Raw genomic sequence first — 24,128 nt, 5'->3', positions numbered from 1 at the left:
GGGGCGGGTGCTTCGGCGGGCTTCACCTCGGCTGGCTGGGCCGCGACGACACCGGCGGGAATCACGGCCTGGTTATCGACCCGGACGCGTTCAAAATCGAGGTGCGTCAGCGGATCCGCGGTGGTGGCTGCCTGCGTGGAACTGCCCGCACTGGCATTGCGGGCCGCCGTCTCGGACGCCTGGCCGGCTGCGCCGACCCCCACAATGACCGCACACGCGGCGGCAACAACGGCCACCCGGCGGCCGGTTGCGCCGAGGCCGCTGCCAAACCGGGCCAGGGCTGAAGCGGGCTTAGCGCGGTGGCGCGAGGGATTGGAGCGGGTCGTCTTTGCAGCGTCGTCAGGGCGTGATTGTGCCTGGAATTCAGTCATGAGTGCCTCTCAACGCCTGCGGAGTTAGCTGTCGGGTTCGGATGAGGTCATCCGGCCGCACGGAAATTCACGTGTCGGCTTCACCCCAAGGGCGCAAAGATGCAAAATGCCCGGAAACTCTGGGTCCCCCGCCTCTGCCTGGTCGAACGGAATCCGGGAGGCGGCAGAGCTTGGCGTGCATCCGGATATGCGGCCCTAGTGATGGCCGCACCCTAAAGACCGTACAGGACCTGGACTGCTAAGTCACATTTTGGTAACAGGGATCACGCCAGCGGTGTGGCGTCTTGCGTCGTGTTCAGCAGCCGATGCTCTTTAGCTGCACCCGAGGCTTTTGCCGCACTCGGGGCCTTAGCCGCACCCGGAGCTTCAGCCGCACCCGGGGCCTTAGCCGCCCCCGGAGCTTCAGCCGCAAGGGGAGCGTCCGGCAAAAGAACGGTGAACTCTGTCCGTCCCGGAACCGACGTGACGCTGACAGTCCCGCCGTGCGCCTCAACAATTGACTGCACGATGGACAAGCCCAGCCCGCTGGTTCCCTCGGCGGACGCGCTGGTGATGGTGGCGGCGGAGGCAGCGGCCGCCGGAGACCCCGGAAGCGTGCGGGGCGGGTGGACCGGAAGGCGGGGAAGGTGCGTGTGGCCGGGCGCCGGCGTCGTGGTGGCCACCGGATTCTTCCGGGATGCGTCCGCGCGCGTGAAGCGCGCGAAGACGCGGTCCACGAACCCGGGGGCGATCCCTGGGCCGTTGTCCGTTACGGTCATCACGGCACCCCCGTCCGGGGCGCGCTTCACCCCGGTCACCACCATGGTGCCCGGTCCGGTGTGCTTGCGCGCGTTGGAGAGCAGGTTGGCCAGCACCTGGTGGAGCTGGGTCGCGTCGCCGCGGACCACCACTGGCTCTTCCGGGAGTTCCAGGTGCCAGACCCGGTCCGGGGCGATGACCTTCTCATCGCTTACCGTCTCGATGGCCAGTTGGGTGAGGTCCACCTCGCTGAGTTTGAGGGGCTGGCCTTCGTCCAGCCGGGCGAGCAGGAGCAGGTCCTCCACCAGGGTGGTCATCCGTTCGGACTGGCTCTGCACGCGGGCGAGGGACCTCTGTCCGTCGGGGGTGAAGTGTTCGGTCATCCGCATCAGTTCGGTGTATCCGCGGATGGCAGTGAGGGGGGTGCGCAGCTCATGCGACGCGTCCGCCACGAACTGTCGGACCTTCATCTCACTCTTCTGCCGGGCTTCGAGCGCGTTGGAGACGTTGTCCAGCATCAGGTTCAGGGCATGGCCGACGCTGCCGACCTCCGTTCCCGGATGGGCAGCGGAGTCCGGCACCCGCATGGCAAGTCCCACTTCGCCGGCGTCGAGCGGGAGGCGGGAGACCTGCGTCGCCACTTCGGAGAGCTGGTCGAGGGGCTTCATGGTCCGGCGGATCAGTGCCGTCCCGGCCAGGCCGATCACAACGAGTCCGCCGGCGGAGACCAGCAGCATGGTCCAGACCAGGGACGCAAGGGTGTTCTGTTTCTCGGCGAGCGGCAGCCCGGTCACAATCACGTCGCCGTCCGGGGTCTCGGCGGCAACAAGCCGGTAGGCTCCGGCGGACAGGGTCCGGTCCACGGACCCGTTCCGGGGGGTCAGCTTAAGGAGGATCTCGTCGTCGTCGTCGGTGAGGGACTTGCGGGTGGCGTCATCGGCGAGGAATCCGGCGCTGCGGACCGAATCATCCACGATCCTTGCGTTCAGGGTGCCGATTCCCTGGCCGCGCGCGTCAAGGGGATCGGCGCGGCCGCCGGTGCGGCCAAATTCTCGGGCACGGGCCGCGGCCTGCACCAGTTGGGTGTCGAGCTGCTTGCTCAGGAACGAGTCCATCGAGGCATAGCTGACGAGGCCCACCGCACCGCAGATCGCCACGAGCAGGGCCATGGTGACGAGGACCAGCCGGGTGCGCAGGTGCCAGGTGGACGGGTTGCGCCAATTGAGCCCGGAGGGGCGGATCCTGGCGGGGCGTTCAGGCACGGATCAGTCCGCCGGTTTCAGGACATAGCCGGCGCCGCGCACCGTGTGGATCATGGGCGGGTGGTTGGCGTCGACCTTCTTGCGCAGGTAGGAGATGTAGAGCTCCACGATGTTGGCCTGGCCGCCAAAGTCGTAGTCCCAGACCCGGTCCAGGATCTGGGCTTTGCTGACAACCCGTTTCGGGTTCTCCATGAGGTAGCGCAGCAGCTCGAACTGGGTGGCCGTGAGGTGGAGTTCCTCACCCGCGCGCCGCACTTCCCGCGTGTCGACGTTCAGGACGAGATCGCCGACGACGAGTTCGGCGGTGTCCATGGCTGCCACGCCGGAACGCTGGACCAGCCGGTGCAGCCGCAGCAGCACTTCCTCCATGCTGAACGGCTTGGTCACGTAGTCGTCTCCGCCCGCGGCCAGCCCGGTGATCCGGTCCTGGACGGCGTCCTTGGCTGTCAGGAACAGCGCCGGCACCTCCGGAGCGAAGGCGCGGATCCTGCCCAGCAGCTCAACGCCGTCGAACCCGGGAAGCATCACGTCGAGCACTAGCACGTCGGGGCGGAATTCCTTGGCAAGCTTCACAGCTTCGGGGCCGTCGGCGGCGACGGCGACCGACCAGCCCGCCATTCGCAGGCCCATGCTCATCAGCTCGGAGAGGCTGGGTTCGTCGTCCACGACCAGGGCGCGGATGGGGGAGCCATCCGGGTGGGTGAGCTGGGGGAGATTGTTGGTCATGGAGTGCGAGGTGGCCATGGGACAACTCTCCGATCTGACGGTTAGGCGCGGCTTTGGGGATCCTGTGCGGCACCTGTGAATCCCAGCCTAGCGAGCTGGGCATCCTTAAAGCCGTTGGTGAGGGCATGTTTTCCCGAAGATCGGGTGACCACTCTGTGGGACGCTGGACATCCAAAGGTAAGTAGGCGAACGGTTTGGTGGTTTCCCGTTACAGTGAATAATTTCGGGAAAATGGCGGACCGGAGCGAACATTCTTCGATAAAGGCCCGGAAACTGCCTTGGATGGTCGGAAGTGTGGTTGTTCTGTTGCCACGCCAGAATTGTGATCTGCGCTACAATTCCCCAGTTCGTCTCACATCGTGGACTTTAAGGTCCATTGTTACTTGCAAGTTTTCATTGTTACGTTGCACACTTCAATTGTGAACAAGAACTCAACAGCACCTGCAGCCGCAGTTTTTTGGATCAGCCCACCCGCTGATACCGAAAAGCGCTGTTGTCGAATGCACGCCTAACTTTTACATCCCAAAGGTTTCTAGGCATTCGCCCCCAGCCCAGCGTCGGGCGCCCCTCCCCAGTTTTCATTGCGGGGAAAAGTAGCATTCGAGCCGCGATGACGGCCATTCACATTGAGGTAAGCAATCCATGTCAGTTGCATCCGGATACGTCCACATCTCCGTCCGTAACGCCAGCAAGGCCGGCCAGGCCTCCGGTATCCGCCAGGGTTTCGGCAGCCGCGCCTCCTTCGCCCCCGCCGGATCCGGCAACAGCTTCCCCGCCCCGGGCTATGCGCCGCAGGGATACAACCCGAACTCCTACGGACAGCTCCGCGCTGTTCCGCCGGCGCCGGCCACCGCCCCGACTCCCGTGATTGCTCCGGGAAGCGGCAGCCCCGTCCGTCCCGTCCCGAGCGACAACGTTGCCCGCGGATTCGTGCTCTACATGGGCATCGATGAGGAAACCGCGGCGGCCGCCGGCACTTCCATTGCCAAGCTGGCCCAGGAGATCCGGGCCTACGCCCAGTCCCTGGTTTCCGGCGCCGAAAGCTACGCCGCTGTCGCCGTCGCCCCGGCCGGCGCTCCGGGCTCCGCGCTCGACGTCGTCCGTTCCACCTTTGGTGACCCCACGGTCGGCGCCCGCCAGCGTTCCGAGACGGCCCGCCTGCAGCAGCCGCAGGACCCCCGTCCGGCCGGCGTGCTGATTGACCTTGCCCGCCGCGAGGTGGCGCTCGACGGCGAATCCCTGAACCTTACGTTCAAGGAGTTCGAGCTCCTCAACTACCTCGTCGAGAACGGCACCCGCACCGTGGGCCGTGACGAGCTGCTTGAGGGACTGTGGCGGAATGCCGAAGAGGTGCCCAACGAGCGCACCATCGACGTCCACATCCGCCGCCTGCGCTCCAAGCTGGGCCGCCTCGCCAACACCGTGCGTACGGTCCGCGGCCAGGGCTACCGTTTCTACGAGCACCCCGAAGTTGTTGTCTGGGCCGCTCCGGAATACTCGATCTAGGTTCCAGCCCTTCGCAAAGCGTCCGTCCCTGAACTGGGGCGGGCGTTTCTTGCTTTCCCCGCGGGATTCCCGCGCTGTTGGGGGCTGTTGCGCTTCCTGCCTCCGGCGTAGTCTCGGACCGTTGAGCCGACCATTGGGAGGAAGAAATGTCTGTTGCACGGATTACTACCCTGAGCGCGAACTCCAAGACCTCGTTCGATGCCGCCATCAAGGAGGGCGTCGACCGGGCCAACAAAACCCTGCGCAATGTCACCGGGGCGTGGGTGAAGGAACAGAAGGTTGAAATCAGCGACGGCGCCGTCGTGGCCTGGCATGTCGTGCTGGAGGTGACCTTCGTCCTGGACGACTGAGCAAACGCTGGCGGGATGGGCGCCCGTGATCAGCCGCCGCACTAGGATTGGTCCATGAGCGCGCATCACATCAAACGGCTGGTGCTTATGCGGCATGCCAAGTCGGACTGGCCGGGCGGGGTCGCGGATCACGACCGCCCGCTTGAAGAGCGCGGCCATCGCGATGCCCCGCAGGCCGGAAAATGGCTGTTGAAGCACGGCGTGGTCCCCGATTTCATCCTCTGCTCCAGCGCGCTGCGCACCCGGCAGACCTGCACCTGGGTCTGCAGCGAACTCGGCGACAAAGCTCCGACGCCGAAACTGGAGGACGGCCTCTACGCCGCCTCGGCGTCGCGGATGCTGACGGTCATCAACCACGTCCCGGATACCGTGACCACCCTGATGGTGATCACGCACATGCCCGGCGTGCAGGACCTTGCCATGCACCTCGCCTCCCGCGATTCCAACCATGATGCCTACATGGACGCCGCTACGCGGTACCCCACCAGCGCGCTGACTGTCATGGAGACGGAGAAGTCCTGGGCCGAACTGGACGGCCAGGACGCCAGGCTCACGCATTTCAAGGTTCCCCGGGCCAAATAGCGCCCGGCGGTGCGGGCTGCCTCAGTCCTGGATGCATAGTCATGCAGGCGATTCTGCGGTTTACTGATGCTGTCCACTCGTGGACTACTGGCGATCTGGAGAAAAGGCGGACTCATCGTGGATTCAGGACAGCTCATAGGGATCATTATCGGCGTCGTTGTCGTGCTCGCAATTGTCGTCGTGGCAATCATGCTCAACCGCAGGCGCAAGGTCGAAGCGGACCGCAACAAGGCCGTCGAAATGCGAGAACAGGCCCGGACCGAGGAGATCGGTGCCCGGGAGCGCGAGGCGCAGGCTGCCCGGGCTGAGGCCGACGCGAAGCAGGCAGAAGTCGAGGCCGAGCGCCTGCGGGAGGAAGCCCGCGATCGCCAGCGGGAAGCGGAGCATGTTCGTGCCGGCGCGCAGGAGCAGCTGCGGAAGGCGGACGAACTGGACCCCGACGTCGCCACCACCGAACGTAAGGCCACCAACGGGGAGCAGACGCCCGGCGAAGCCGCAGGCCATGAAGAGCTGCGCCGCGACCGCAGCGCGCGGAACGCTGCCCCCGCGGAACAGGCGCCCAGCCCGGAGAGCGGCCGGGAGCCCAACAGTCAGGGGCCCAGCAGCCAGGTTCCCAACAACGAGGTTCCCAACAGCCAGGTTCCCCAGGAGCCGGTCCGCGGAGACGAGCACCGCACCGACAATCCCCGCAACCTCTGATCATTAGCACTCCACTAATCTCCGGCACGCAGGACGTATCTGGCTGCCGGAGACGTCCGGAACCGGCATAGTGGCAGGGTGAACCCCCGCCACTCCGCCCTGGCCCTGCTCGTCGCTGTGCTCTGGGGCGTCAACTTCGTCGCGATCGACCTTGGCCTGCACCCGGACGGGGCGGAGATGCCGCCCCTGTTGTTCGTGGCGATGCGGTTCACCCTCGTGGTGGTTCCCTGCATCTTCTTCATCCGGAAGCCGGACGTGGGCTGGAAGGCGATTATCGGCGTCGGGCTCCTGATGAGCGCCGGGCAGTTCGGCCTCCTGTATCTGGCCATGGCCCTTGGCATGCCCGCGGGCCTGGCGTCGCTGGTGCTGCAGGCGCAGGTGCTGCTGACGGTGCTCCTGGCGGCTGGCTTGCTCGGCGAGCGGCCGAGCCGGCGGCAGTTCGCGGGCGTGGTGCTCGGCGTGGCCGGTCTCGCTGTGGTGGCGGTCGGGCGCAGCCTGGTCGCCCCGGTGCTGCCGCTCATAATCGTGCTCGCCGCGGCGCTGTCCTGGGCCGCCGGCAACATCGTGGCCCGAAAGGCGAAGGCTGCGTCCGGGCTGGGACTCGTGGTGTGGTCCGGGGCAGTGGTGCCGCTGCCCCTGCTGGGACTGTCGCTGCTGGTCGACGGTCCGCCGGCGGTGGCGCAGGCACTGCTGGACGTCCAGCCCGTTACCCTGCTGAGCGCCCTGTATACGGCCGTTTTCGGTTCCCTGGTGGGCTACGGGGTCTGGAACCGGCTGCTCGGGCTGTACCCGTCCTCCGCCGTGGTGCCGTTTACCCTGCTGGTACCTGTGGTCGGGATGTCTGCGGCGTGGCTCGTCCTCGGCGAGGTGCCCACCCCCGCCGAGGTGGCTGGCGGACTTCTGCTGCTTGCCGGGGTGGCGACGGCCGTGCTGCGCCCCTGGAATCTTCGACGCCGGGACATGCGACGGCGGGACCCGCAGGGGGCTGCCCGGCAGCCGGGTGTTCAGCACCGGCACCCGCGGCCGGGGGCTCAGCGGCGGGTGGAGGTGCGAGCTGCGGGACGTGCCGGGGATTTCGCGGCGGATTTGGCAGCGGACGGACCCCCGCCGGAGGACGCCGGCCGCTTGAGCCCGGAGGCAGCCGCCCGCGGCGCGGAAACGCGCGCCGACTGAGACTGCGCCGACTGGGACTTGGCCGGCTGGGACTCGGTAAGTTGGGATTTGGCCGGCTGAGCCGCTGCCGGCCTGCCTGTCGCGGTCCTCGGTACCGGGCGCGGAGCGGCGGTCCGTGACGGCGCGCGGCGGGTGGCCGCCGCCCGGGGTGCCGGGCGCCGTGAGGCCGCCGGACGTCGCTGCGGCGCGCGGCCGGCGGCGCGTGGACGCCTGCCCCGGCCCGGCAGGACGGTACCGGCAACCAGCAGCAGCAGGGTGGCGGCGCCGGATGCTGCGGCGAGGTAGAAATACAGGTCCGGATGTTCGGCGTCCACCGGGGCCGACAACGCGTCCGGATCAGCGTTGAAAGCCAAGCCCCACTGCCGCAGGAACGCGATGCTGAAGGCGATGAACAGGATGCTCCCGATCCCGCTGGCGGCCAGTGTGCGGTGCCGCCGGCGGATGACCACCTCGGAGACGCACGCCACGTAGGCTGCCGCGGCGGCCGCCAGGAACCACAGGAATACTGTTTCGTGCAGGGTGATAGCGGTCAGCGCCAACAGCGCCAGCGCGGCAAGGAACGCTCCGATGGCAATCCTGCCGCTGTTACCCATGTGGCCCATGTGAATAATCATCGCCGAGCGGAGGCTACTTCACGACGTAGCCGCGCATGGTCGCCATAATCGCCATGACACTTTGCTCCCGGGTCCGCTCCGGGTTGTAGGTCTGCCGGTCCAGGCCCACCACGAAGCACGCCCCGAAGATGGCTGTCTCCAGGCTGCCCCGCGACACGGCCTGATCCACCGGGTAGACGGCAGCCACCGCGTCGATGGCCGCGCCGACCACGGCGAGCAGGAGGCCGCGGAGCTCCGTGAAGGTGTCCTGCCACTCGCTGGGGGTCCGCCAGTTCTCGCTGACCCAGAGCCGGGCAAAGGAGGGGTACTCGTCCATGAAATCCATGGCCTGGCCGATCATTTCGTCCATCGCCGCGAGCGGGTCGGCCGAGTCGTCCCGGACGCTCAGCAGCCGTGCCAGCAGGATGTCCACCCCGTGGCGCAGCAGCTGGGCAATCAGGTCCGACTTGCTGCCGAAGTTGTAGTAGACCGTGCCCTTGGACACCCCGGCGGCCGCCGCGATCTCATCGACCGTCACCCCAGCCACCCCGCGCTCGCCGATCAGTTCCATCGAGGCCTCAAACAGCTTCTGCTTGGTCGCGTTGGTGCGGGCCGGCCGGAGCCTCTTCGCCGCCGCGGCCGGGGTCTCCGCGTCGCCGGAAGACGCCATAATGCTGTCCGTGCGGCTGGTCATACGGTGATCTCCGGTTTCAGGGTCTTCAGGGTCCAGTACTTGTGCTTCCGGACGGCCAGGGTGGACATAGCCGTTCCCAGCACAGTGTAGCCAAGCAGCCCCAGCATCGTAGGCAGGATGACGGCAAGGTCTGCGCCGTAGATCAGGTGCCGCATGCCGTTGACTACGTACCCCATCGGCAGGAGCTGGTGCACCACGTGGAGGGGCTGGGGCGTTGTCTGCCACGGGAACGTGCCCCCCGAAGACACGAGCTGCAGCACCAGCAGGATCAGCACCACGAGCTTGCCGGGGGATCCCAGCAACGCGACGACGCCCTGGATGATCGCACTGAACGCCATGGCGGCGGCCAGCATAAGGAACCACATCAGCCAGGGATGGGCGGGATTGAGCCCCAGTCCCACGTCGACCACCAGGGTAAGCAGGCTCGCCTGGACGGCCGAGACAGCCAGGAACGGAAGCCAGCCGCCGACGGCGATCTTCCACGCAGGGGCGTTCGACGCCAGCGCCCGCTGGGTGATGGGCCGCATCGCCTGGATCAGCATAAAGACGCCGATCCACAGGGCCAGGGTGAGGAAGAACGGTGCCAGGCCTGCGCCGTAGGAGCCCGCCTTGGCCTGCGAGATGTTGCTGACGGCCACCGGGTCCGCCATCACCTTGGCGAGGCTGTTCTTCTGGGTGTCGTCGGGGTTGGGGACCTGGCCGGCGCCCTTGGCGAGTTCAGCTGCGAGAGTTCCGGCGCCGTCGGAGGCCGTTGCCGCACCGCTTTCCAGCTGGGCTGCACCGTCGTCGAGTTTCTGCGCGCCCTCGGAGAGTTTCGCGGCGCCGTCGAGGGCACCCTGCTGTCCGGCGGCGAGGGTGGCGGCGCCCCCGGCCAGCTGGTCCGCTCCGGTGGACGCCTGGCTGATGGCGCCGGCGAGGGCAGGGGTCGCTCCCGCCAGCCTGGCCGCACCCGAGCTGACGCCGGCGGAGCCGTCCGCCAGTTGCTGGATCTGCGCTGCCGCAGTCGTGAGAGAGGCGGCCGCGCCCGTGGATGCCGGCGCCGCAGGGTGGGCGTCGAAGTCGGCCAGGATAGCATCCGCCTGGGCCGGGGTGAGGGTACCGGCAGCGACGAGCCGGCTGTTGGCGGCGACGACCCGGCTGCGCTGTGCCTGGGCGGCTGCCTGTTCGGAGCCAGCCAGCTGGCCGGCGAGGCCCTGCACCTTGGAATTGAGCGCGGCGTTCCCGGCCGCCACCTGCGCTGCGCCGTCCGCGAGTGCCCGGGTATCGGCAGGCAGTGTGGCGGTTTTGTCCTTAAGCTGCGTCAGTCCGCCGCTGAGCTGGGCTGCCCCTGTGCTCAGGGAGTTGGCGCCGTCCCGGAGCTTGAGCTGGCCGCTATAGAGCTCGGCGGCGCCGTTCTTGAGATCGCTCGTGCCCTGATGGAGGGTGACCGTCCCGTCGTGAAGGCTGGCGACGCCGTCGGCGAGTTTGCCGGCGCCGTCCGAAGCTTTAAGCATCTGGGAGTGGATGGTCCCGAACCCGGTGAGGAGCTGGTTGGCGGTTTCCTCGCCGACCTCCGTGGCCACTGTGGTGTGCACGGCGGTGGTGAGTTTGTCCACGATGGTGCTCAGTAGGTAATTGTTCGCGTCATTGGTGGTGACGTTAAGCATGGCCTGGTTGGCGGCGTCGAAGCTGCCGGGGGAGACGAGGTTCGCCGAGAAATCCTTGGGGATCTTCAGGGCGAAGGCGTATTTGCCCGTGCTCACGCCCTGGTCCGCTTCCTCCGTCCCGGAGACCGTCTGCCAGTTGAAGACATGGCCATCCGTGAGGCTTTCCGCGACTTTTTGGCCGGCCTCGAGCCGGGTGCCGTCGGCGGAGGTGGCGCCGGTGTCCTCGACGACGAGTGCCGCGTCGATCTGGTTCAGCTTGCCGTAGGGATCCCAGTTGGCGTAGAGGTACACGGCGCCATAGAGCAGGGGCACCATGGTCAGCGCCAGAATGGTGAGCTTGGGCAGCAGACCGCCGGTCATGCGCTTGAGTTCGGAGCGGGCCAGCCGCAGCACAGTCACTATATTTCCTCAGTTTCGAGTGTGTTGGATGCGTGAAGTCGTGCGGGAGGAGGGCCGCCGGGGGCTGGGGATGCCGCGTTCCCGATCACTGCGGTGGGTCCGGTCCAGCCGGCCGGGACGCTCATCACGGTGGCGACGACGGCGAGCGGACGCCCGGCGTCGTAAGCCAGCTCCATAAGCCTCGGCAGCCAGTCCTCCGGATCGCCGTGGCGGTCCGGGGAGTCCACCACGAGCAGGTCCGTGTGCGGGTTGGTCAGGGCAAGCGCCGTGAGCAGTTCGAGCCGCCGGGCGGCCGGAAGTTGCTCGGTCCACAGCCCGGCGATGTCCTCGAAGCGGTTGACCTTGAGCCAGGGCTTGCTGAGCAGCGAACCCCGGTAGCGGCGTGGGATGAGGGCCAGGTCCTCGGTGACGAGGTCGCGGACGCTGAGGTGCTGCTCGGGCTCGTTCACCCCGGGGGAGTCCACCACGGCGCTCGCCTGTCGCAGGGGCGTGATCCGGGCGCTTCCGTCCCACTCTGCGCCATCCCATTCGAAGTGGCCGGCGGAGGGCTTGAGGCGCCCGCTCAGGGCCAGGGCCAGGGCGGTGCGCTGGGTCTGTCGTTTGTCGCAAACCAGCAGGAGTTCGCCGCGCCGGACCTGCAGGGAGGTAGCCGGCAGCAACTCGTCCCGTCTGCCGTTCACGGAGAGCTGTTGCACGCGGAGCAAGGGGGGCCTTTCGCAGATGAATGTCTACGACAAGGCTAACTGAACTGACCGGTCAGTTCAAATAGGATAGGTGGGGAGTGACGGGCCGGCCATCCCGCCGAGGTGAGACTTGGCGCCCATGTTCATGAAAAACATGGGCGCCAAGTGATACCTCGGCGGGTCAGAGGCCGTACTCCTCGAGCAGCCGGAGCCAGACCTCGCTGATCGTGGGGTAGGAGGGCACGGCGTGCCACAGCCGGTCCAGCGGCACTTCGCCGACGATCGCGATAGTGGCCGCGTGCAGCAGCTCGGCCACATCGGGACCGGCGAACGTGGCGCCCAGCAGCACCTGCCGGTCCTCGTCGACCACGAGCTGGGCCCAGCCCTCATACCGTTCGGAGTGCAGTGAGGATCCGGCCACCTGGATGGGCAGTTCCACGGAGGACGCCCTGAGGCCGCCCTGTTCCGCCTGCCGCACGGTCCGGCCCACATTGGCCAGCTCCGGATCGGTGAACACGACGTTGGGAACGGCGTGGTCGTTGGCCGTCCGGGCGTAGCGGCTCCAGGGGGCGGCCGCGCCACTGAGCCGGCCCCTGGCCCGGGCAGCAATGGCATCGCCCGTGGCGCGCGCCTCGTACTTGCCCTGGTGGGTCAGCATGACATTCCCGGCGGCATCGCCGGCGGCGTACAGCCACGGGTCGACGTCGTTCCCGGTGCCGCCCGCAACCAGACCGGTGGAGTCGGTGCTGAGCCGCAGTTCCTCCCCTTCCTTGGGGGCGAGGCCGACGGACTCGAGCCCAATCCCTTCGAGGGCGGGATGCCGGCCAGTGGTGACCAGGAGTTTGTCGGCCGTCACCGACGCGCCGCCCTCCAGCTCGAGACTGAGGGAGCCGTCGTCGTTCTCGCGGACGCTCTTGGTTCCGGTGTGGAGATGGAGACCAACGCCGTCCGCACGCAGCCCGGCGGCGACCAGCTTCGCCGCCTCCTCCGGGAACGCGCCCAGCAGGCCGCGGCGTGCCACCAGCGTTACCGAGGCTCCCAGTCGCGCGAAGGCCTGGGCGAGTTCGGTGCCGGCGACCCCGCCGCCCAGGACGGCCAGCCGGTCCGGGATCTCCCTCGCGGAGGTCGCCTCCCTCGTGGTCCAGTAGTCCACGTCGGCCAGTCCGTCGATGGGGGGCGCCGTTGGCGAGGAACCGGTGGCCACCACGACGGCGTGCCGCGCCGAGAGTGCGTAGCTGTTGCCGTCCAGTCCCGCGACTTCCACCTTCCGCATGTCCGTGATCCAGCCGTGGCCGCGGATCAGCTCTATCCCGGTGTCCGCGACCCACTTCGCCTGGCCGTCGTCCTGCCAGTTGGACGTGAAGTAGTCGCGGCGTTTGAGTACCGCCGCTGCGTCAAGGGTCCGGGTGACGGCTTCTGCGGCCCCTGGCACGGCCTGGGCGCCGTGGAGGGCGGTGCCCGGGCGCAGCAGCGCTTTGGAGGGCATGCAGGCCCAGTAGGAGCACTCGCCGCCCACCAGTTCCGCCTCGATCAGTACTGCGGTCAGTCCGCCGCGCACCGCGCGGTCCGCCACATTCTCGCCCACGGCGCCGGCGCCGATCACGATGACATCGAATTCCCGTTCAAGCTGTGCCGTCATGCCAAGATCCTACGCCCGGAGCCGCCCCGGTGAGCCGCGCGGGCAACCCTTTGCAGGACGTGGGACCACAGCTACTGTGGGGAACATACTTGGGGGAGGGCAGTGCGATGACGGCAGGCAGCGTGGGTGCGGGCGGTGTGGGTGCGGGCGGCGCTTTGCCACACGCAAGGTTCAGTGCGCAGGCAAGGCTGAGGGCGCTCCAGGCGGACATTATGGACCTGATCCTCGAGCGGGAGCTGGAAGCCGGGGATCCACTGCCGACCGAGCATGAGCTTTCCGCCGTGCTGGGCGTGGGCCGTAACACCCTGCGGGAATCCCTGAAAGTGCTCCAGGCCCTGGGCGTGATTGAAATCCGTCACGGCTTCGGCATGTTCGTCGCGCCGAGCAATTTCGATGCCCTCACCGATGGACTCACATTCCGGGGACGGTTGTCGCTGCGGCACCACGGGCAGGAGGCCCTGCAGCTCGTGGATGTCCGCCAGTCGCTGGAGGCCGGGCTGATTGCGGGGGCCATGGACCTGATGACCCCGGAGCACCTGATGGCGGTCGAGGAGTCCGTCCTCCGGATGGAGGCCCTGGCCGGTGCGGGGGAAACCTTCGTCGAGGCGGACGCCCAGTTCCACCGCCGGCTGTTCGAACCGGTCAACAACGAGCTGCTTCTCAGTTTGCTGGACGTTTTCTGGCAGGTTTACCGGAGGCTCTACATCGAGCTGGGCGGAGCGGAAGGGATCGACCTCCTGGCGGCAGCGGCCATGCACCGGGGGATTTACGATGCCGTCTCGACCGGCGACAGGGTTCTCGCGGCCCAGCGGCTCAACGCCCACTTCGACGGCATCCGTCTCCGGATCAGCCAGGCCATCTCGCCGTAGCCGCGCGTTTCCCGTCCCGGCGTCAGCAGCGGGAAGCCGGGCGCCGCCGTCGGGCGCTAAACAGAGGGCGGGCGCTGAGACTAAACAAAGGAAGGGTGTTAAACAAAAGATCCACACCGGCGGACCGGTGCGGATCTTTTCTCTGTGCGCCCAAAGGGATTCGAACCCCTGACCTTCTGTTCCGTAGACAGACGCTCTATCCAGCTGAGCTATGGGCGCATCTTCAGTTCCTGGAACTTCTCGCTCCCCGAACCTCGAATTACTTTACGCGAGGTGGGGCCATAGTTACAAATCGAAACAGGTGTAATCTAGGCGACTAGACCGGTCTACGTGACCTTGCTCACAAAATGAGGTCCTGTCGCACCATCGATTCCTTGAATTTCCGGGGTTTTTCATTTCTGCGCCCCCGGACATCCCACATCTTGCCTCAATTTTGGGGGGTGATCTAGCCCTACATTTAGGACACACGACTGAACCCGAGGAAGGGAACCGTAATGGGAGATCTGGCGCGACTGCCGTTGCTTGAAAAAGCACCCACCACACATGCCGGCCTGCTGGCATGGGTCGAAGAGGTAGCTGGACTGACCCAGCCGGACCGGATCCACTGGGTTGACGGCTCCGAGGAAGAGAACACCCGGCTCACGGACGAGCTCGTCGCCGCGGGCACGCTGACCCGCCTGAACGAGAAGCTGTTCCCCAAGTCCTTCGCGGCATTCTCTGACCCCGCCGATGTGGCCCGCGTCGAAGAGCAGACCTTCATCTGCTCCGAGAACGAACGCGATGCAGGCTTCACCAACAACTGGATGGCTCCGGCGGAGATGAAGGAGAAACTGCGCGGCCTCTTCAGCGGCTGCATGCGCGGCCGCACCATGTACGTCATTCCGTTTGTCATGGGCCACCTTGACGCCGAGGATCCCAAGTTTGGCGTGGAGATCACGGACAGCGCCTACGTTGTCGCCTCCATGCGCATCATGGCCACCATCGGCACCGAGGTCCTGGACAAGATCACCGCCACGAACGCGTTCTTCGTTCCGGCTCTGCATTCCCTGGGCGCGCCGCTGGCCCCCGGCCAGGCCGACGTCCTCTGGCCCTGCAACCCGGACAAGTGGATCGTGCACTTCCCCGAAGAGCGCTCCATCTGGTCCTTCGGCTCCGGCTACGGGGGCAACGCCCTGCTGGGCAAGAAGTGCTACGCCCTGCGCATCGCCTCGGTGATGGCCCGGGACGAAGGCTGGCTCGCGGAGCACATGCTCATCCTCAAGCTGACCTCCCCGGAGAAGAAGAACTACTACATCTCCGCCGCCTTCCCGTCGGCCTGCGGCAAGACCAACCTCGCGCTGCTGGATCCGGCCATCGAGGGCTGGGAAGTCGAAACCCTCGGTGACGACATCACCTGGATGCGGATCGGCAAGGAAGGCGAACTGCGCGCCACCAACCCGGAGGCCGGCCTGTTCGGCGTGGCCCCCGGTACCGGCTGGGGCACCAACCCCAACGCCATGCGCGCCATTGCCAAGGGCCACAGCATCTTCACCAATGTTGCCCTCACGGACGACGGCGGCGTCTGGTGGGAGGGCATGACCGACGAGGTTCCGGCGCACCTGACCGACTGGCAGGGCAATTCCTGGACGCCAGATTCGGACAAGCCCGCCGCCCACCCGAACTCCCGCTTCTGCACCCCGATCTCGCAGGTCGACATGCTGGCCGAGGAGTACTACAGCCCCGACGGCGTGGAGCTCTCCGCGATCCTCTTCGGCGGCCGCCGGAAGACCACGGTCCCCCTGGTCACGCAGGCCCGCAACTGGACCAACGGCATTTTCATGGGCTCCACCCTCTCCTCCGAGACGACTGCTGCTGCTGCCGGCCAGGTCGGCGTGCTGCGCCGCGACCCGATGGCCATGCTGCCGTTCATTGGCTATGACGCCGGCGACTACCTGAACCACTGGATCAGCGTCTCCGGAAAGGCCAATCCGGAACGCCTGCCCCACATCTTCCTGGTCAACTGGTTCCGGCGCACGGCCGACGGCGACTTCGCCTGGCCCGGTTTCGGCGACAACGCACGCGTCCTCAAGTGGGCCATCGAGCGTATCGAAGGCAAGGCGGACGCCGTCGAGACGCCCATCGGCTTCGTGCCGGCCGGGCATTCGCTGGACCTCACCGGCCTGGACCTGACGCACGCCCACGTGGAAGACGCCGTCCGCGTGGACCGAGAGGAGTGGGACACCGAGCTCGCCTCGATCGAGGAGTGGTACGCCAAGTTCGGCGATTCGCTCCCGACGGCCCTGCGCTCCGAGCTCGAAGGCCTGAAGGAACGCATGGCGGACCACTAGCGTCCTCAGCCTTAAAAACGACGGCGGCCCCGCACTTTTCCCAAGGTGCGGGGCCGCCGTCGTCGTTGCCGCGAATCTGGGGGAGCTCCGCGCGGGCAGATCGGGGCGGATGACGGGCCCGCATTCGCCCTGATCTGCCCGCCGGACGGGCTTGGAGGACCGGCGCCCGCGCAGCGCAACCCGTCTTTAACGATAAAGACGGCCCCGCACCTTCGTTGCTAAAGGTGCGGGGCCGCCGTCGTGCTTGAAGCGGTGGGGATCTAGCTGGCGAGCCAGATGTCCGGGCCGAAGACCTCGTAGTGGATCTTGGTGGCCGGGATGCCGGCGTTGATGGCCTCGTTGCGGATGCTCTTCATGAACGGCAGCGGACCACAGAGGTAGAGCGAGGCGTTGGCCGGGAGGTCGACTTCGCGCAGTGACATGAAGCCCTCCTTGGTTCCGGCGACCGGCTGCTCGAGCCAGAGCTGGAGGTCGGCGCCGTCGAGGCGTTCGACGTCGCCCGTCATCTGGCTGCGCAGCGCCCAGCTGTCCAGATCGCTTTCCGCGTGCAGGACGAGGACCTGGCGGTCCGAGCCGGAGTCCGCGAGGGAGCGCAGGATCGATGCGGTCGGTGTGCAGCCGATGCCGGCGGAGGCCAGGATAACGGGGCCGTCGCCTTCCTTGAGGGTGATCTCACCGTAGGGGTTGGAGATCTCGAGGATGTCGCCCACCTGGACGTTGTTGTGCAGAACGGGGGAGACTTCGCCGCCGTCGTCCATCTTGGTGGTGAACGTGCGGCTCGTTCCGGCGTCACCGGAGAGCGAGTACTGGCGGACCTGGCGCAGTCCGTCCGGGACGGTGACCTTGACGCTGACGTACTGGCCCGCGAGGGCGGGGGTGATGGGGGTGTCATCGGCCGGTTCCAGGGTGAAGGTCATGGAACCGGTGCCGGCGGCGGTCTTGGCGGCAACCCGCCACGGGCTCCACATCACGCTGTTTGCCTGTGCGGCGTAGAGGCCCTTTTCGAGCTTGATCAGGGCGTCCGCCATGAGCCAGTAGACCTCGGTCCAGGCTTCGGCGATTTCCGGGGTGATGACCTCGGCCAGGTCCTCGGCGATGGCGGCGAAGAGGTGCTCGTAGACCACCTGGTACTGCGGTTCGGTGATGCCGAGGGAAGTGTGGCGGTGGGCGATGCGGGCGAGCACGGTCTCCGGCAGGGTGCCGGGGTTGTTCACCAGGTGGGTGGCGAAAGCGGCGATGCTTCCGGCCAGGGCCTGCTGCTGGTTGCCGTTGCGCTGGTTGGAGCGGCTGAAGAGGCCGTCGAGCAGCTCCGGGTGCGCTGCGAAGAGGCGGGCATAAAACTTGGGGGTGATTTCACCGATCCGGGAACCGACCAGGGGGAGGGTGGCCTCGATGACGGGGAAGGACTTGTCCGAGAGCATGTTGTCTCCTGAGATAGTGGCCCGGGGTCTTCAGCCGGACCGATGGAAAATACCTGTATTTGAAATGCAAGTATTTGTACCTCAGTTCTACAGGGCGTAGAAAACATTCACAAATCGACGGGTTCCCGGGCGTGGCGGGTGGGGGCCGGCTCAGAGACCGGGGCGCAGGCCGATCGCCTGGAACACCGGCGCCATCTGCCGGGAGGTCGGCAGGGAGGCGACGACGATGTCGTCCAGTTCGCCGTAAAAGGCCTCGCGGGCGCGGGCGAGGGCCCCGCGGAGGCGGCACTCGTTGATCAGCGGACAGGGCCCGTCCGCGGCGATACAGTCGGCCGGGTCCATGCGGTTGTCCAGCTGGCGCAGGAGCTGTCCCACGGTGGCAGCCCGGCCGGCGCTGCTGAGCCGGGAGCCGCCGTGCCGGCCGCGTTCGACGTCGATCATTCCCAGCTCACGCAGCTTTGCCATCGCCTTGCTGACGTGGTTGTAGGGCGTCGCGACGGCGTCGGCGATGCTCTGGGTGGTGAGGAGCCCGCCGTCGGGAGCAGCCGCGAGTACCATCATGGCGCGCAGGCTGACATCCGCGAAGGCGTTGATCTTCATAACACCAGTTTACCGGCGGTCTAGTCCACCCAGACGCCGGGCTCGTTGGTATCGGCGGAGAGCTCGCCAAATTCCAGTTCGCGCGTCGCGGGATTCGCGGCGTAGGGCAGCACCGCGGCGAACAGCGATCCGTCCCGGTGTTCTGCGGCGACGTGGATGGCGTCCGAGGCTTCTTCCAGCAGGGTGATGTCACACACGATGGCGGCGGCGCGGAACTCGTCCCGGTGCTGCCGCAGGAGTTCCGTGAGGTCGCTGATCATCGAGTCTGCGTCAAAGTCCGCGTCCGTCCCCTCGGCCGCGTCGGCGGGAGTGACGGCAACCAGCCGCACCTCGCCGTCGTTCTCGACCACGAGGGCGAACGGCAGGAACCCGCCGTTGCGCTCAAGCTGCTCCTGGGCCGCGCCGACGCCGGTTCCCAGCAGGTTTTCCAGGTCGGTGGCGCTGGCCTCCGGAACGCTGTCCCGCCAGGCCCCCTCAGCGGGCTCGGCTGCGGGCCCGGTTACCTTCCCCGTGGCCGTTTCCGCCGGCAGTTCCGTCACGGGCCTAGCCCCGGACCAGTGCCAGGACGCGGTCGCGGACACGCTCCATGGTGTCTTTGTCCGTGGCCTCGACGTTCAGGCGGAGGAACGGCTCGGTGTTGGAGGGGCGCAGGTTGAACCAGTAGCTGCCGTCCGTGGCGATGAACGTGCTGCCGTCGAGGTAATCCACTTCGACGTCCTCGTCGCGGAAATCGTGCCGGACGCGTTCCACGGCGCCGGCCTTGTCTTCGATTTCTGAGTTGATCTCGCCGGAGGACATGTACGGCTCGTATTCGCGGCCGAGGTCCGACAGCGGGCCGTCCTGCTCGCCCAGGGCGGCCAGTACGTGCATGGCGGCCAGCATGCCGGTGTCTGCGTTCCAGAAGTCACGGAAGTAGAAGTGGGCGGAGTGTTCGCCGCCGAAGATGGCGCCCTCTGCGGCCATCACAGCCTTGATGAAGGAGTGGCCGACGCGGGTGCGGACTGCCCGGCCGCCGTGGCGTTCCACCAGTTCGGGGACGGCGCGTGAGGTCAGCAGGTTGTGGATGACGGTCGGATTGGCCTCGCCGAGCCCCTGCGCGCGGGCAATCTCGCGGCGGGCCACCATTCCGGTGATCGCCGACGGCGAGACGGGTTCGCCCTTTTCGTCGATGACGAAGCAGCGGTCTGCGTCGCCGTCGAACGCCAGCCCTATGTCCGCCCCGTGCTCGACGACGGCGGCCTGCAGGTCACACAGGTTCTCCGGCTCCAGCGGGTTGGCGGGGTGGTTCGGGAAGGACCCGTCGAGCTCGAAGTACAGCGGAATGATCTCCAGGGGGAGCTTGGGCAGCAGGGCGTCGCCGAGCACCGCCGGCGTCGTGAGCCCGGCCATGCCGTTGCCGGCGTCCACTACCACCTTGAGCGGGCGGGAGCCGCGGAGGTCCACGAGGCTGCGGAGGTACTCGGAGTAGCCCTTCAGGACATCGTGGACGCCGATCAGGCCGCGGACGGGGGCGGCGGGGATGGAGCCGGAGTTGAGGTACTCCTCGGCGCGGGCCTGGATTTCCTTGAGCCCGGATTCGGAGGAGATCGGCTCGGCGCCGGCCTTGGCCATCTTGATGCCGTTGTACTCGGCGGGGTTGTGGCTGGCGGTGAAGGTGGCACCGGCTGCATTGAGCGCACCGCAGGCGTAGTACAGCTCGTCGGTGGAGATCAGGTCAAGCAGCTGGACGTTGGCCCCGCGGCGGGCGGCGCCGCCGGCGAAGGCCTTGCTGAACTCGGGGGAGGAGGGGCGCATGTCGCCGCCGACCAGCACCGTCTTGCCCTCCAGTTGCAGGACGTCGACGAATGCCGCACCCACAGCCTCGACGATCTCAGCGGTGATCGATTCGCCGACAATGCCGCGCACGTCGTAGGCCTTGAAGGAGGCCGAGAGGTCAAAAGTCTTTGTCTGGTCCATAGTCACGCGTCTTATCTTACGTTGACGGCCGAACGGGGCTGTGGAGGGACACCGGCGGTGTCATCACGACGCCGGGCTCCCGGCGGATCCGCTGTGATTGTCCACATAGCGGAGCCCCTGGCTTCGTGGCTCCCGGAGCGGGCTGGGATACTGAAGCAATGGCCAATACCCAGAACGCTGCCGTCCTCTCCGTTTCCGCCGATCCCGCCGGAGGCGCCGGTTCCGCCGGTTCGGCCGGTTCGGCCGGGGTTCCCGGGACGCGGGAACAGGCCCAGGAAGTGCTGCGCGAGCTGGTCGGGCACCCGGCAGCGCAGTTCCATGACGGCCAGTTTGAAGCCATTGAGGCCCTCGTCGACGGCGGCCGGCGGGCCCTCGTCGTGCAGCGCACCGGCTGGGGCAAGTCGGCCGTGTACTTCGTCTCGTCCCTGCTGCTCCGGCGCCGCGGCGCCGGGCCCACCCTGATCGTGTCCCCGCTGCTGGCCCTCATGCGTGACCAGGTGGCCGCGGCGGCCCGGGCCGGGGTCCGGGCCGTGGCCATCAACTCCGCCAACCAGCTGGACTGGGACACCGTCCGCGAACAGCTCGCGGCGGATGAGGTCGATGTCCTGCTGGTCTCCCCAGAGCGCCTCACGAACCCCTCGTTCCGGGAAAACCAGCTCCCCGAGCTGATCCGCCGCACCGGGCTCCTGGTCATCGATGAGGCGCACTGCATCTCGGACTGGGGCCACGATTTCCGTCCCGACTACCGGCGCATCGCGGACCTGATCACCCAGCTGCCGGATACCGTTCCGGTCCTGGCCACCACTGCCACCGCCAACTCCCGGGTGGTCCACGACATCGAGGAGCAGCTGGGCGCCGGCGTGCTCACCATCCGCGGGGCCCTGGGCCGCGAATCGCTCCGGCTGGGGGTGCTGAGCCTGCCGGACTCCCGCGACCGGCTCGGCTGGCTGCTCACGCACCTGAAAGACCTCCCCGGCAGCGGCATCATTTACACCCTGACGGTCTCCGCGGCCGAAGACACCGCCCGGCTCCTGGCCGAGGCCGGGCACGAGGTGCTGGCCTACACCGGACGCACCGACCCCGCGGACCGGGAACGCGCCGAGCAGCTCCTCAAAGACAACCAGGTCAAGGCCCTTGTCGCTACCTCGGCGCTGGGCATGGGCTTCGACAAACCGGACCTCGGTTTCGTGGTGCACCTGGGGGCGCCGTCCTCCCCGGTGGCTTATTACCAGCAGGTCGGCCGTGCCGGCCGTGGCGCCGCCAACGCCGACGTGCTGCTGCTGCCCGGTTCCGAGGACCGCGACATCTGGCAGTACTTCGCCACCGCATCGATGCCCTCGGAGCAAAAGGCCGGCGCGGTGTTGACCGCCCTCGCCGAGGCGGGGACCGCCGTGTCCACGGTGGCGCTGGAAGCGCGGGTGGACCTGCGCAGGACGCCGCTGGAGCTGCTGCTGAAGGTGCTCGCCGTCGACGGCGCCGTCGAGCGCGTCGGCGGAGGCTGGCGGGCCACCGGCCAGCCCTGGAACTACGACGCCGAGCGCTACGGCCGGATCGCGGAGGCCCGGGTGGACGAACAGGACTCCATGGTGATCTATCAGGACACCGCGGGTTGCCGGATGGAGTACATCACCTCGGTCCTCGACGACGAGACCGCCCACGCCTGCGGCCGCTGTGACAACTGCGCCGGGCAGTGGTTCCCGGCGGACATTGCCGCCTCGGCCACCGAAGCCGCAGGACAGACGCTGAGCCGCGCCGGTGTCCCGCTGGAACCCCGGCTGCAGTGGCCCAGCGGCATGGACCGGCTGGGAGTACCCGTGAAGGGCAAGATCAAGCCCGACGAAAACGTCGCTGCGGGCCGGGCGCTGGCGCGGCTCACGGACCTGGGCTGGGGCGGTGCCCTGCGCGAAGCCTTCGCCGCGGGAGCCCCGGACCGCACGGTGGACCCGGGCATGCTGCAGGCGTGTGTCCAGGTGCTGCGCGAGTGGGGCGCCGGTGACGCCCGCACCCCCGGCTGGAGCGGGGCCGGCCGGCCGGCCGCCATCATCAGCGTCCCGTCCCGCGGCAAGCCGGCCCTGGTGGACTCGCTGGCCCGGGGCATCTCGGAAATCGGCCGGATCCCGTACCTGGGCCAGCTCCAGCTCGAGCACGGCGGACCGACCGGCGGGCGCGGCGGCAACAGCGCGTACCGTCTTGCCGGGGTCTGGGAACGCCTGGTGGTGGGTCCGGAACTGGAAGCAGCCCTGGCCGGGATCCAGGGCCAGAGCGTGATGCTGATTGACGATCTGGTCGACAGCCGCTGGACCGTGACTGTCGCAGGCCGCGCCCTCAGGCTCGCGGGAGCCGGGGCGGTGCTGCCGCTGGTGCTTGGCCAGGCCGGCTGACCTCGGCTCCCGCGTGGCGGGGCAGCGTCAGGCTGTCCAGGGTGCTCAGCAGCATAACCACCGCAATCGCCAGGAACGCCGCGCGGTACGGCGCGGCCGGATCCCCTCCGGCTGCACCCGCCCCGCCCAGCAGCGGGCCGCCGGCCCCGTAGACCCGGATCAGCAGGGCCCCGATGGCGATCCCGGCCGCCGTCGCGAGTTGCACAAGCGTCGCGGAAACGGCGTTGGCGGACGGCAGCTGGACGGGAACGACGTCGGCGTACTGCACCGAGGCGTAGGCGGAGAAACCGATGGACCGGAAGGCTCCGCTGGCCACGAGCAGTGCGAAGATCAGCGGCTCCGGGGTGCCGGCGTCGAGCAGGGCGCACAGCGCAAAAGTGGCCGCCGAGGCCAGCGACGCGAAGACCAGCACCGGCTTGAAGCCGAAGCGGCGGATCAGCGGGGTCGTGGCTGGTTTGACGCCGATGTTGCCGATGAACACCGCCGCGACGAGGACCCCGGCGTGCAGCGGATCCCAGCCGAAGCCGTTCTGGAACATCAGCGGCAGCAGGAAGGGCACAGCACTGATGGTCAGGCGGTAGATGAAGCCGCCGGTCGCTGTGGCGCGGAACGTCCGGGCGGAGAAGACGCCCAGGTCGAACAGGGGGGAGCGGGCCCGCCGCATCCACCAGACCGCCGTGACGAGGAACAGCAGCCCGGCGGTGATGCTGAGGGCGGCCAGGGCGTCGGACCCGCGGCCGCCCGCCAGCTCCAGGCCCACCACGGCGGACCCCACACCCAGGGTGGTGAGGGCGAGCCCCAGCCAGTCCAGGCGCCGGGAGCGGTCACCCGCGGTGCTCGGGACCAGCCGCAGCGCCGCGAGGAACGCCGCAAGTCCCAGCGGGAGATTGATCAGGAAGATCCAGTGCCAGGACAGAAACGTCGTGAGCGCGCCTCCGACCAGCGGCGCCAGGACGGGGGCCAGCAGGCCGGGCCACACCAGGTAGGCCGTGGCGCGGAGCAGGTCCTTCTTCGCTGTTCCGCGAAGCACCACGAGGGTCCCGACGGGTACCATCATGGCGCCGCCCGCACCCTGCAGCACCCGGCTCAGGGTCAGCATGGCCAAGTCCTGGCTGAGCGCGCACAGCAGCGACGCCACCGTGAACGTTGCAATGGCCAGGCAGAACACCCGCCGCGCGCCGAGGCGTTCGGCCAGCCAGCCGCTGAGCGGGATCCCCATTGCCACCGTCATGAGGTAGGCCGTCATGGTGATGTTGACGTCCGCTGACGGGACGGAGAAGTCCGCAGCGATGCTGGGGATCGCGGTGGTCAGGACGGTGCTGTCCAGGAACTCCATAAAGAACGTGGCAGCGACGAGCAAAGCCAGCCGCGGGCTCCAATCGTCCGCGGTTGTGCTGGCAGCCGGCGATGGGGGCGAGGGCTCACTCAAGCGCGGACCTTCCCGGCGCCGGGCGCAGCCCCCGGCGGCATGGCCGCCCAAGGGGCACGGCCGCCCCAGAAGGAACGGCCCTGG

At 67.9% G+C, this 24,128-nt stretch carries 19 protein-coding genes, 1 tRNA gene, 1 pseudogene and 1 riboswitch; of the genes and pseudogenes, 8 read left to right on the top strand and 13 right to left on the bottom strand.

Annotated elements, in window-relative coordinates:
* The 3 genes and pseudogenes from BJQ90_RS15300 to BJQ90_RS15290 all read right to left on the bottom strand — a co-directional run.
* A pseudogene (locus tag BJQ90_RS15300) lies at positions 1–371 on the bottom strand (hypothetical protein); the annotation flags it as partial.
* 1 nt (position 372) lies between these two features.
* Positions 373–557: riboswitch (cyclic di-AMP (ydaO/yuaA leader) on the bottom strand.
* 77 nt (positions 558–634) lie between these two features.
* The gene (locus BJQ90_RS15295; protein WP_226761087.1) at positions 635–2,371 is read right to left on the bottom strand and encodes an ATP-binding protein; all 1,737 of its coding nucleotides are present in this window, start codon (positions 2,369–2,371) and stop codon (positions 635–637) included.
* A gap of 3 nt (positions 2,372–2,374) precedes the next feature.
* Positions 2,375–3,115 (bottom strand): response regulator transcription factor, encoded by a 741-nt coding sequence (locus tag BJQ90_RS15290; RefSeq protein WP_226761086.1) that lies wholly within the window; start codon positions 3,113–3,115, stop codon positions 2,375–2,377.
* 624 nt (positions 3,116–3,739) lie between these two features.
* On the opposite strand from BJQ90_RS15290, the gene BJQ90_RS15285 reads away from it, so the two are divergent.
* The 5 genes from BJQ90_RS15285 (at position 3,740) to BJQ90_RS15265 (ending at position 7,407) form a co-directional block, all read left to right on the top strand.
* Complete coding sequence (locus tag BJQ90_RS15285) at positions 3,740–4,603, top strand: winged helix-turn-helix domain-containing protein (RefSeq protein WP_226761085.1); 864 nt, start codon at positions 3,740–3,742, stop codon at positions 4,601–4,603.
* A 146-nt stretch (positions 4,604–4,749) separates the two neighbouring features.
* Entirely contained in the window at positions 4,750–4,953 is a 204-nt protein-coding gene (locus BJQ90_RS15280; RefSeq protein WP_024366200.1) for a dodecin family protein, read from the top strand.
* Positions 4,954–5,007: 54 nt separating this feature from the next.
* On the top strand, positions 5,008–5,535 hold the full coding sequence (locus BJQ90_RS15275) for a SixA phosphatase family protein (protein WP_226761084.1): 528 nt from the start codon (positions 5,008–5,010) through the stop codon (positions 5,533–5,535).
* Between the two features lie 117 nt (positions 5,536–5,652).
* Entirely contained in the window at positions 5,653–6,234 is a 582-nt protein-coding gene (locus tag BJQ90_RS15270; RefSeq protein WP_226761083.1) for a hypothetical protein, read from the top strand.
* 78 nt (positions 6,235–6,312) lie between these two features.
* Positions 6,313–7,407, top strand: a complete 1,095-nt coding sequence (locus tag BJQ90_RS15265; protein ID WP_226761082.1) for an EamA family transporter — start codon at positions 6,313–6,315, stop codon at positions 7,405–7,407.
* 627 nt (positions 7,408–8,034) lie between these two features.
* Here the strand turns inward: BJQ90_RS15265 and BJQ90_RS15260 are convergent.
* From BJQ90_RS15260 to BJQ90_RS15245, 4 genes are all read right to left on the bottom strand, one after another.
* Complete coding sequence (locus BJQ90_RS15260) at positions 8,035–8,694, bottom strand: TetR/AcrR family transcriptional regulator (protein WP_413463696.1); 660 nt, start codon at positions 8,692–8,694, stop codon at positions 8,035–8,037.
* Positions 8,691–10,739 carry a YhgE/Pip family protein gene (locus BJQ90_RS15255; protein WP_226761081.1) on the bottom strand — a complete coding sequence of 683 codons (2,049 nt, stop codon included), beginning with the start codon at positions 10,737–10,739 and terminating at the stop codon, positions 8,691–8,693. The genes BJQ90_RS15260 and BJQ90_RS15255 overlap by 4 nt, the downstream gene beginning before the upstream one ends.
* The gene (locus BJQ90_RS15250; RefSeq protein ID WP_226761080.1) at positions 10,739–11,443 is read right to left on the bottom strand and encodes an ABC transporter ATP-binding protein; all 705 of its coding nucleotides are present in this window, start codon (positions 11,441–11,443) and stop codon (positions 10,739–10,741) included. Before BJQ90_RS15250 ends, BJQ90_RS15255 begins: the two co-directional genes overlap by 1 nt.
* A gap of 160 nt (positions 11,444–11,603) precedes the next feature.
* Positions 11,604–13,061, bottom strand: coding sequence for a dihydrolipoyl dehydrogenase family protein (locus BJQ90_RS15245; protein ID WP_226761079.1), 1,458 nt, complete (start codon positions 13,059–13,061; stop codon positions 11,604–11,606).
* A gap of 107 nt (positions 13,062–13,168) precedes the next feature.
* Here BJQ90_RS15245 and BJQ90_RS15240 point away from each other — a divergent pair, with 107 nt between their 5' ends.
* On the top strand, positions 13,169–13,930 hold the full coding sequence (locus tag BJQ90_RS15240; RefSeq protein ID WP_226761078.1) for a FadR/GntR family transcriptional regulator: 762 nt from the start codon (positions 13,169–13,171) through the stop codon (positions 13,928–13,930).
* 145 nt (positions 13,931–14,075) lie between these two features.
* On the opposite strand, the gene BJQ90_RS15235 is transcribed toward BJQ90_RS15240, so the two are convergent.
* Positions 14,076–14,149, bottom strand: a tRNA-Arg gene (locus tag BJQ90_RS15235).
* 275 nt (positions 14,150–14,424) lie between these two features.
* Here BJQ90_RS15235 and BJQ90_RS15230 point away from each other — a divergent pair.
* Positions 14,425–16,257, top strand: coding sequence for a phosphoenolpyruvate carboxykinase (GTP) (locus BJQ90_RS15230; protein WP_226761077.1), 1,833 nt, complete (start codon positions 14,425–14,427; stop codon positions 16,255–16,257).
* Between the two features lie 260 nt (positions 16,258–16,517).
* Here BJQ90_RS15230 and BJQ90_RS15225 read toward each other — a convergent pair whose 3' ends face one another.
* From BJQ90_RS15225 to BJQ90_RS15210, 4 genes are all read right to left on the bottom strand, one after another.
* Positions 16,518–17,678 carry a globin domain-containing protein gene (locus BJQ90_RS15225; RefSeq protein WP_226761076.1) on the bottom strand — a complete coding sequence of 387 codons (1,161 nt, stop codon included), beginning with the start codon at positions 17,676–17,678 and terminating at the stop codon, positions 16,518–16,520.
* A gap of 150 nt (positions 17,679–17,828) precedes the next feature.
* Positions 17,829–18,278, bottom strand: coding sequence for an RrF2 family transcriptional regulator (locus tag BJQ90_RS15220; protein WP_226761075.1), 450 nt, complete (start codon positions 18,276–18,278; stop codon positions 17,829–17,831).
* A gap of 20 nt (positions 18,279–18,298) precedes the next feature.
* Positions 18,299–18,808, bottom strand: a complete 510-nt coding sequence (locus BJQ90_RS15215; RefSeq protein WP_226761090.1) for a hypothetical protein — start codon at positions 18,806–18,808, stop codon at positions 18,299–18,301.
* A gap of 13 nt (positions 18,809–18,821) precedes the next feature.
* Positions 18,822–20,240: a phosphomannomutase/phosphoglucomutase gene (locus BJQ90_RS15210; RefSeq protein WP_226761074.1), complete on the bottom strand. Its 1,419-nt coding sequence runs from the start codon at positions 20,238–20,240 to the stop codon at positions 18,822–18,824.
* A 152-nt stretch (positions 20,241–20,392) separates the two neighbouring features.
* On the opposite strand from BJQ90_RS15210, the gene BJQ90_RS15205 reads away from it, so the two are divergent.
* Positions 20,393–22,615 carry a RecQ family ATP-dependent DNA helicase gene (locus BJQ90_RS15205; protein ID WP_226761073.1) on the top strand — a complete coding sequence of 741 codons (2,223 nt, stop codon included), beginning with the start codon at positions 20,393–20,395 and terminating at the stop codon, positions 22,613–22,615.
* On the opposite strand, the gene BJQ90_RS15200 is transcribed toward BJQ90_RS15205, so the two are convergent.
* Positions 22,560–24,044 carry an MFS transporter gene (locus BJQ90_RS15200; protein WP_226761072.1) on the bottom strand — a complete coding sequence of 495 codons (1,485 nt, stop codon included), beginning with the start codon at positions 24,042–24,044 and terminating at the stop codon, positions 22,560–22,562. The genes BJQ90_RS15205 and BJQ90_RS15200 overlap by 56 nt on opposite strands.
* Positions 24,045–24,128 lie beyond the last annotated feature (84 nt).

This window comes from Arthrobacter sp. SO3 (genome assembly GCF_020532825.1).
Lineage (GTDB): Bacteria > Actinomycetota > Actinomycetes > Actinomycetales > Micrococcaceae > Arthrobacter.
Note: the sequence above shows the minus strand (reverse complement) of the source record. Positions and strands in the feature narration are given on the sequence as shown.